The organism is Pirellulales bacterium (genome assembly GCA_035499655.1).
Taxonomy (GTDB): domain Bacteria; phylum Planctomycetota; class Planctomycetia; order Pirellulales; family JADZDJ01; genus DATJYL01.
Genome location: DATJYL010000057.1, coordinates 1 through 9,764 on the forward strand (window position 1 = coordinate 1; position 9,764 = coordinate 9,764).

The 9,764-nt window shown below is 52.8% G+C and carries 7 protein-coding genes; all 7 read right to left on the bottom strand.

Annotation, left to right across the window (positions count from 1 at the left end):
* Nucleotides 1-181 precede the first annotated feature (181 nt).
* Complete coding sequence (locus VMJ32_03875) at nucleotides 182-886, bottom strand: hypothetical protein (protein HTQ38139.1); 705 nt, start codon at nucleotides 884-886, stop codon at nucleotides 182-184.
* Between the two features lie 321 nt (nucleotides 887-1,207).
* Nucleotides 1,208-2,188, bottom strand: a complete 981-nt coding sequence (locus tag VMJ32_03880; protein HTQ38140.1) for a GDP-L-fucose synthase — start codon at nucleotides 2,186-2,188, stop codon at nucleotides 1,208-1,210.
* A 13-nt stretch (nucleotides 2,189-2,201) separates the two neighbouring features.
* The gene (gene gmd, locus VMJ32_03885; protein ID HTQ38141.1) at nucleotides 2,202-3,314 is read right to left on the bottom strand and encodes a GDP-mannose 4,6-dehydratase; all 1,113 of its coding nucleotides are present in this window, start codon (nucleotides 3,312-3,314) and stop codon (nucleotides 2,202-2,204) included.
* Nucleotides 3,315-3,404: 90 nt separating this feature from the next.
* Nucleotides 3,405-4,346 carry a c-type cytochrome gene (locus VMJ32_03890; GenBank protein HTQ38142.1) on the bottom strand — a complete coding sequence of 314 codons (942 nt, stop codon included), beginning with the start codon at nucleotides 4,344-4,346 and terminating at the stop codon, nucleotides 3,405-3,407.
* 11 nt (nucleotides 4,347-4,357) lie between these two features.
* Entirely contained in the window at nucleotides 4,358-5,779 is a 1,422-nt protein-coding gene (locus VMJ32_03895) for a PQQ-dependent sugar dehydrogenase (protein HTQ38143.1), read from the bottom strand.
* 67 nt (nucleotides 5,780-5,846) lie between these two features.
* Nucleotides 5,847-6,530 (bottom strand): response regulator, encoded by a 684-nt coding sequence (locus tag VMJ32_03900; protein ID HTQ38144.1) that lies wholly within the window; start codon nucleotides 6,528-6,530, stop codon nucleotides 5,847-5,849.
* 12 nt (nucleotides 6,531-6,542) lie between these two features.
* A partial coding sequence (locus VMJ32_03905) for a tetratricopeptide repeat protein (GenBank protein ID HTQ38145.1) occupies nucleotides 6,543-9,764 on the bottom strand: 3,222 nt, incomplete at its 5' end.

Consider the following 9,764-nt stretch of genomic DNA (forward strand, 5'->3'; position numbering starts at 1 on the left):
GTCCCACAACTCGTCTGGTAATAATTTACCTGCCATGGCCTTCATCCCTCCGTGATTCGACTTGATCCGAAACACAAAAGGACATCATATTGATCCCTACTCAACAACCAACGCAAGATTAGTTTTGTCCGGTGGCTCTAAATTTTTAAGAGCGCAATGTCGTGGTGGAACGAATATCAAATTACTGCGGACGGCTCGTCTTAGTTTGAATCCGCACCATGAGCCAACTCTGGGAGTGGCCATCGCCATATTTCACGAGGAGTGGAGTGACTTCAGACGTCAATTCGGCGAGCGATGTCTCGAATGTTGCCCGTTCCTTCTCTCCGATGTGAAAAGTGCCTTTTTGACTGGTGCTTTCCAGCACGCCTTGCAGAAAGTTTGCTTGGTCACTGAGAACGTCATAATAATTGCCCGCTAGCTTTCCTTGTTTGTCGACCGCCAATTGAACAATTAAGTGAGCCTCATCCTGACCGGCTGGAGCGAGCATGTAGACACCCAGCGGCATCCAGCTATTCGCGTCAGAGCTGCCGTGGGCCGTTGTCGCGTTGCCCTGCTTATCGTTAATCACTTGCTCCGACTTTGCTGACTCAGAGACGGCCTTCACCGAGGAGGTGGTTGAATCAGCTGGTTGACTGACAGCGGTCCCTGTCGTCACGGTACTCGATGCCGTTGTGGACCAGCCGAGCCATTTGGCTGTCTCCGTCTGAGTAGGCGTGGCCCAAACATCCGAGTCAGTGGGAAGAGAATGCCAAGCGTTGGGATGCTCTGAGTACCAACTTGTAGTAAATGGTTCCGGATCAAGTGGCAATGCCTTGGGACCGGACAAAGCTCCACTTGCTGGAAGCCAAGTATTAAGGAGCTGGTTGGAGTTGCGCAGATCAATCATCCCAGAGACACCCTTAGAATTCGTCGACGTACGTGAACCGGCTCGGCCTTCAGAATTTTGGGGAGAGGCTGCGCGGTTTGTTGCTTGGCGTTTGGTTGACGGCTTGCTCGAACTGCCATTTGAACCCGGGAGAGATGGCATTCCAGAGGGTCCCGCAAACGATTCACGACAGATTGAAATCAGTATCAACATTGCGCACACACTTTTAAACTGTGTTTGCCAGCTCATGGTAAGATTCCTCGAACTAGGATATTGTGCTCGGCGGCTAGGGACATCATTTGGTGATCACTCTCTATTGTTTGATGGCTTGTTTGTCCGGAACTACTGTACTTGCATTTCGGCAGGAGAAACAGAGTTAAAGCGAGGGTGCTCTCTCCACGAAGCAATCGTGCGGCGCAGGCCTTCTTCCAGCGGCATGGTTGTGGTCCAGTTGAGCAATTGGGCGGCCCGCGAGGTATCTAAACAACGGCGCGGTTGACCATCGGGTTTCAATCCGTCCCACGCAATATATCCCCGAAAGCCACACAGCCTGGCAATCAATTGTACGAGGTCCGCGATCGTAATCTCTCGCCCCGTCCCCAAATTGATTGGAGTCGGTTCTTCAATCTCTTGGGCAGCTTGCACAATCCCCCGGGCTGCATCCTCCACGTATAAAAACTCGCGACTGGCAGTGCCAGTTCCCCAACAGACGATTTCTTCATCATGACGCTGAAGGGCTGTCTCGCATTTGCGAATGAGTGCCGGAATCACATGGCTACTAGCCGGATCGAAGTTATCTCCAGGGCCGTACAGGTTCACGGGGACTACGACCGCAGCGGGCAGGCCATACTGTCGATGGTAAGCGTCCAACATCACGAAAAGAGCTTTTTTGGCCACACCATAGGGGGCGTTGGTCTCCTCCGGATAGCCGTTCCACAGATCGTCTTCCCGAAAAGGCACCGGCGCGAACTTCGGGTACGCGCACACGGTGCCGGTATGGATGAATTTGCGAATACCGAATTGCCGAGCGTATTCGATTAAATGGAGGCCCATCGCCATGTTCGTATAGAAGAACCGGCCCGGCTGCGACATATTGGCGCCGATTCCACCGACCTCAGCTGCCAAGTGAATCACAATATCGGGGCGCTGTTCACGGTAAAGTCTCTTGACCTGTTCTTCTTGCGTCAGGTCGTACTGGGCACGTCGCGGAATAATCAGTTGATCAGGCGAGACACCTCGGTCTATTAATTGCGCGCACACAAAACGACCCAAGAATCCTGCGCCGCCGGTCACACATACTCGAGATTCTGTCCATTGGATCATTCGAGCACCACCGTTATCTCCTGTGAATCGGCAATTTATCGTGTTCGACTTCGGCCACACCGTTCTCCTTATGCTCAAAATCAGCTGAAGCGACCGTCGGAAAGTGCTCCTTCAAGACTTGCTCGCGCTGCGCTAACTCAAAATCAGCCTGAACCATCATCGTCACCAGTTGCTCGAATGAGATGCGCGGATGCCATCCCAAGACGCTGCGCGCCTTGGTCGCGTTACCTAGCAATACATCGACTTCCGTCGGACGGAAGTAACGTGGATCAGTCCGCACAAAATCTCGATAATCCAGTCCGAGGCAGTCAAACGTTCGTTCACAGAAATCACGAACGGAATACGTTTGGCCGGTGGCAATCACGTAATCGTCAGGTGATCGCTGCTGCAGCATCAGCCACATCGCTTCGACATAGTCGCCTGCGAAGCCCCAATCGCGCTTCGCCTCCAAATTGCCTAAGTAGAGACATTCTTGTAGGCCCAGCTTAATTCGCGTGGCTGCCCGCGTGATCTTACGAGTGACGAACGTTTCTCCGCGGCGCGGAGATTCATGGTTGAATAGTATCCCGCAGGACGCATGCAACCCATAACTTTCCCGGTAGTTGACCGTAATCCAATGCGCGTACAATTTCGCTGCCGCATAGGGAGAACAGGGATAAAAGGGGGTCGTTTCTTGTTGCGGGATTTCCGCGACTTTGCCAAACATTTCCGAGCTGGACGCCTGGTAGAACCGAACTGCGTTGCCGGAAGCATCTTGAAAATCGCGCACCGCCTCCAGCAATTTGAGGGTGCCGACAGCTCCCGCGTCGGCCGTATAGATGGGCTGGTCAAAGCTGACCCGCACATGGCTTTGGGCGCCCAAGTTGTAGACTTCCGTCGGGCGAATCTGCCGTACCAGTCGGGACAATCCATTGGCATCGGTTAAGTCGCCGTGATGGAGCTTCAGCCGCGCTTCGGTGAGATGCGGATCATGATAGAGGTGCTCGAGGCGGCCAGTATTAAACGAGCTTGCCCGCCTAATGATACCATGGACTTCGTAGCCCTTCGACAACAGCAATTCCGTCAAATACGATCCATCCTGGCCGGTGATTCCTGTGATGAGTGCGCGGTGTAGAGTATCTACCATAGGTACATTGAGTTTGATGATTGTCGCAGACCGCAGTGCAGGGCTTGGCTGGTACGGTGGAGACGAAAGCTCGACGGAATTATTGATGTCTTATGTACTGTGTAGTGCAGAAAGAAATTCGGCAATTGCCTCAATCTCCTCGGTTGATAGAAAGCTACTGTAGTTGGGCATAATGGATTGGGACTGCTGAATGATCGATGGCTTTTCGGAATCGGGTTCAATCGCTTCCATTGGCACCATTTCAACTTGAACGTGCCCGTCACTAGCGATGGTTGCTAGCCACAGTCGCTTGGAGTCCTTCCGCAGTATCCTGCCAACCTTGGACCGGCCGTCCGCTAACAGAATGACAGAGGTTTCGTAACCGCGTACTAAATGTTTGGTAGGATCTCTTAACTTCTGAATGAGTTGCTCTCGCGGCACATCTCCCGCATCGGATAAATTGGGAGCGATGAGGTTCAGTTCATTATTGTCATCCTTTATTAGTCCATGGCAAGTAGCACACTTCGCTTTACCGTCGAAAAGTGTCAACCCGTTTTCTAACTTCGACAGGCGGATCAACCCCGCGGGCGGCTTCTCTCGCAGTGGATCGGGCATGTCCAGTGAGGTGAGTGTCTTGACATCAACATCCGCTCCCCGACTACCTAAGAAAGCAATGAGTGACCGTAATTGTTCTTTGGTTATACCACCTGCAGCTGATTGAGGCATTTCGTTACTGTAACCTGGAACAATATATGCGTCCGGTTTAACGACCGACTCCAAAATGTAAGATAACGCGGCCATCGGTGGACGCCTGCTCGCAGCGATTTCGCCAATCTTTTCGAGACTGGGCCCTTTTAATTGCCGTCGGTCATCAGTGTCCACCACATGGCATCCTGCGCATCGATTCTGAAAGATCTGATGGCCCTCTTCGATCTGTTGATGCAGGCGGAATCCGCTCACTGAGAAGCCTTGCCGGGCCGTCGATACGCCCACGGAAATGAAGATCGGTATCGAAATTGAGAGCAGGATCCAACCCACCATGCGGAATTTCATTGCCATTCCCATTAGTGCTTCTTGAGCCGCGCTTCGTAGATTGATGCATTGAGACAAACGATATAAAAGCGCCCATCCTTGCTGGCGGCGATATCGATCGGAATTGGCAGTACAAACATTGGCACGAACTTCGTAACTTTGTAGTCGTCTCCATTGCGCTGGAGGCTATAGCGTCCAATATGCCCAGAGGAAAATAATGACACGTACAAGCAGCCACGACAGTCTTCCGGGAGTTCTTTTGCGTCGGAGTAGGCTAGCCCTTCCAAAGTCACGCTGGGTTTACTTGGCCAAATAGGAATGGTGAAGTCCCCGCCGCCGTCATCGTTGCCGATCACGTAGGGATGCCCATAGTGTCGTCCTTCGATCACATGATTGATTTCATCGCCAGGATCCGCATTACAATCGTTGTCGGTTAAGAATAGTTCTGAATCCGGACCGAATGTCATTCCGAACGGATTGCGAAACCCCCGGGCGAAAACTTCCGGCTGCGCCGCCCCGGGACGCAATCGCAGCACAGTACCTTCCCATGGATGGTCTGGAACACCGCGATTGCTCGAACAACCGCATTCCACGAACACAGTGCCATCATCACTCACGCAAACAGCGTTATTTTGATGTTGAGTGTCGGGTCCACGGCTACCGGGGAGATCGGTTAAAATGTCATTATAATGCTTGAAGTAGCCATCGCCGTCGAGGTCTTCCAGTTTTGTGACACGGCCTGAATTCGCATACGTAATCTTTCCGTTTGTCGCGGACGCAAGCATCCCAGATCGCGAGACATACAGTGCCCCCCCCTTTGCACACAAACCAAAGGGTCGATAGAGCGCGGGACTGCTGGCAACAATTCGCACGTCGAACTGCGAACCGTTCGGTACTAACTCGCCGACTTCGCCCCAAATACCCTCCTCACGGTCTACCTGTTTTGTGAAATAGATCCGACCGGTTTCCGAATCGACGGCAATGCGGATCGGGTAGCCCCCGGTGATCTTTGCGATCTCTCGCACCTCAAAGCGGGAATCGAGCGAATACGCCGAATCCTGTGGCGGCTGCCCAGCGCGATGCGCAAGCACAATGACACCCACCATTGAAAAAATCGAGCATCCTACCAAGGCGGCCGTGAGGAATCCGCGTCGTAGACGATTGGTAGGCGATCCCGGTCCAGCAAATACCCACCACCACGGTTGTGCAAATGAACAACCTATCGCAGCAGAAAGCAACGCCGACCCGCTCTTCCGATAATCGAGAGCGGACAGAAATGTTCCGCCAGGGAAGAAAATGCGGTCTACGATCCATGTGAAGGCTGCGATCACGAACACATTCAGCCAACCAGCACTCCGCATCACCTTGTTCTGATATCCACGAATCAACGAAATGATTGTGACGCTGAATAGGTATGCTAGAATCAGAAAGAGAAGATTTTCAGTAATTTTCATTATTTGATAATCGGTCGATCGCTGGTTGCCGAAATCGTGGTTCGTTTACTCGCTGAAGCGGTGTCCCTTATCCAACGTCTCTTACGTTCAGCGAATAATCGATCAACGTCAACATTTGTGCTAGCTCGATGGACGAGTGCGCCTGCATCTTTCGGAGGATGCTGGCACGGCGGAAATCAATACTTCGGAGGCTCAGATCAAGTAGATTCGCGATTGCTTTATTTGGCTTGCAAGCCAACATCAATTGCATCACTTGATGTTCTTGGGCGGTCAATTGGGTCACACGCGTTCGGATATCATTACGGATTGACTCGTCGAGTCGCCGCACACGATCTTTCTCGATGCATACCTGGATCGCTTCCCATAGTTCAAGCGGGTGACAAGGTTTCTGGAAAAAATCGACCGCACCCAGTTTCATGGAGCGCACAGCGATTGCAAGGTCGGCCTCAGTAGCAGTCATAATGATGGGCAACGAACAGTGCGCGACGGACATGCGCTCCTGCAACTGTATTCCACTCATGCCCGGAAGTTCGAGCTCGATGATGGCGCAGCCACAAAAATGAGCTTCATGCGTCCTCCAGAAATCCTCTCCGGAAGCAAACTGTTCGACCTGTAAATTGTGTGGGCGCACCACCTCGGTAATAAATTGCACTGATTGAGCGTCCGAATCGACGATGAATATCCTTGGATGATAGCCGTTCATCACGATACTTTCGCTGGAATTTAAGCTCCGACTCATCGTTGCAGACATGGAGTGAATCTCCTACTGGACCATTTGCCTGACAAGTTGCGTATACTCAGGTTTTTCTAGCGCGTGAAGCTGATCGACATTCAGCCCAAGGGCGACTGCTTGCTGATAGGCTTGCTTGGCTTGTTCAATTTCTTGCAATCGAAACCTAGCCAAAGACAAGTGAAACCACCTCGGTGCGGTGGGTTGATCGGCGAGTGCCGCCGAGAAATCTGCCACAGCGGCATCTGGTTTGTTCATCGCTAATAGAACTGTGCCGCGAGAATCCAAGAGCGCGCCCAGTGGGCCGGCGATTTGAACGGCCTGGTTGATGAGCGGCTGCGCTAAACCTGGTTCACCGCGGTAAGTCAGTAGCAACGCCAGATCATTCAGCGCCACGATATCTTTGGCGTCGACTTCCAAGGCATGATGATAGGCCTCCGTTGCTTCATTGAAACGAGACTGAAATTCATACAAGCCACCCAGTGCCGTAGATAGTTGGTGAGCCTGAGGATGTTTTGCCAGCTCGTTGCGGATTTCCAATTCCACTTGGTCGCGCTGGCTGTCTGAAGCTGCCGACTGTGAAACTACGGCCGCGGCCGCCACCAAGGCATCCGTCGAGCCGGATTCCTTGGTCCATTCCGCACAAATCTCCAGTGCTTCATCGACGCGCTTTTCACGCGAGAGAAATCTAACGGCAGCCGCTCTTAGCTTGGGATCGTGCTGGCAGGCGACCCGATATAATCGCTGTGCCTCGTTAATCAGCGGCTGTGCGGCAGAAGCATCTTTACACTCTTGAGTCAATCGATCCAGCATCTGTGCTTCCCAGGCCTCTGCGGTTTGTCCTGGCAGCTTCGTGCCATGCTGTTGCACTGCGGTCAGGGCTGCATCGATGCGTCCCTTGGCCACATCGAGTTGTGCGCGCAATTCAACCGTCGCCATATCGTCGGGCTTTAACATTGCTAGCCGTCCAAGCCAAGTTTCCGCCTCAGCCAATTCGTGATGGGCAAGAAGACCTCGAATATAGAAAGCTAGGGTTTGTCTTTGGGAGCCATCCGCGCTGATTAAACTTTGCCACAAATTCCGAGCTTGTGACCATTGGCCATCCGCGTCGTAAAGCTGTGCCAGCAGGTAGCGATCATTTGTTGAGTTTGGCTCGCGATCTACAAGTTGTTGTAGAATTTGAATTCCCGCAGCGCGCGAATCGTGTCCCGGCAATCCCGATAGCACAATCGCTTTGACACGCTCGTCCTCATCATCTTTCGATTCTTGGTTCTCGCTGAGAAGCGATAACGCTTCTTGCAGCTTGACGTACTGGTTGCTGGAGGCAAGGAGTAAGGCCACTTGACGCCGCGCAGCGGCACGTCGTGCTTTCGTGCATTCGACGGTAGGTTGTAGCAAAGCGCGGAATGCTTTTTCCGCTTCCAAGGGATTCTTGACACGAAGAAAATATTCGCCGACACTGCCAAGGACGTCTGCATCATTGGGCTTGAGTTCGAGGGCGCGGCGATATTCCGATTCTGCTAAGGTGGCTTGCCCGAGATGTTCCATAGCCCCAGCTCGAGCCAGCGCAATTTGCTCCGAAGGCAAATGAGCTGCGGCCTCTCGCAGCGTGTCCTCGACCTTATCCGACGCTTTGAGCTGCACCCAGTGATTGACTAGGGCAAGCCACGCCCGTGGTTCCTCGGGCAGCAGTTGAACTGCATTTCGATATGCCTTTTCCGCCTCATCTTGTTTGCCCATTAACGTGAAGAGCTGACCCAACCAAAGGTGGTCGTCGATGTTTTTCGACCCGGCGGCTGCGTTTTTAGCCAGCTCGAGAGCTCGGCCGTAATCCTCCACGCGCCAAGAGACTTCCGAGGCCAATCGGTTTAGATCAGCTGAAAATGGCGCTTGCTGATCTTCTAACTGCCGCAGCACACGGTCCGCTTCCTCAAACCGCTGTCGCTGGTAGAGTAGCGACACAAGGTCGCGAATGAATCCAGAGCTGCGTTCTCCAAATTCCAAGGCCGCCATGTAACGTTCAATCGCTGCTGTTGAGTTGCCGTCCAACTTTTCTATTTCTCCCAATAAGACAAACGCCCGCGACCAGCGGGGCCGCTGCACCAGCGCTTGATCCAATAAATTGCGCGCAGTCGCTAGGTGAGTTCGGTCTCCTGTTTCAAAAAGCAGGACTTGGCGCGCGGCTTCGCCGTAACACCATAACGGGCCTTGGTCCTTTCCCTCAATGCGATGAATGTCGTCTAATAAGCTTAATAACTGCGATTGATCGTTGTGGCTGGCAGCGGCATCGAATAGGTAAAGGTATCCCGGTAACCATTCAGGTCGATACGAAACGGCGGCCCTCCAATACTCCTCTGCGGAATTGCCCGCTCCGATCATGGTATAGGCGATCGCCATCTGGCGATTAAGAGTGAATTGTTCCTCTTTTGAAAACTGGTCCCATCCCTTGGCCAATTCCGCGAGCTGCCTTTCCGCCTCACTATGCGAAAGTAGTAATGCCTCTCGAATTTTTTCTTGGCGAATTTCTGGTCGATCGCCAAGCTTACTTTGAGCTTGATCTAGCAATGCCCCGGCCACATCCTCGTGACCCAGACGTGTCAGTAGCGCAGCGCGGGCGACCCACAACGCGACGACCTCTGGCTGCTCCTTACTGGCCGCGTCCAGCAATCGAGTAGCTTGGTCGCTTTCGTCCTGCGCCAGTAGGATTTCCGCTTGCAAAATCGTACAGGTGGCTGAATCAGCTCCAGCTTTGGAAGCATGCTCTACCGCGTCTTCTGCTGCCTGCCATTGTCGATGATCCTTGGGTCGCCTTAGTTCCTGTATGATTAGCAGTTTGGCCAACTCTTGCCACCACGCGGCAGGCGCCTCAGGCGCCGCAAGCAGTTGTTGGTAATTGTCGATGGCCTCATTAACTCGACCTGCCTCCACCAGGGCAGTCGCCAAGCCTACGCGAGACGGACGCCAGTCTGGATCGTCCTCAACTGCCCGCCGGTAAGCGTCAATTCGGTGATCTAATTGACCGATCCGATCGTAACAATTGCCCAACCAGAAATCGGCTTGTTTTTGCAGATCCTTTCGATCGCCAGTCCGACCTTGCACGTGTTCGAAACAATTCGTGGCAGCGATAATATCTCCCTTTTGAAGTGCTACCCGCCCTTCCAGATATTCAGTCAATACCGGATCCTTGGTTGCCCTCTGTAACCGGGACTCGGTCTTTTTTGCATCTTCAAATTGACCTTGATCAATTTGTAAATT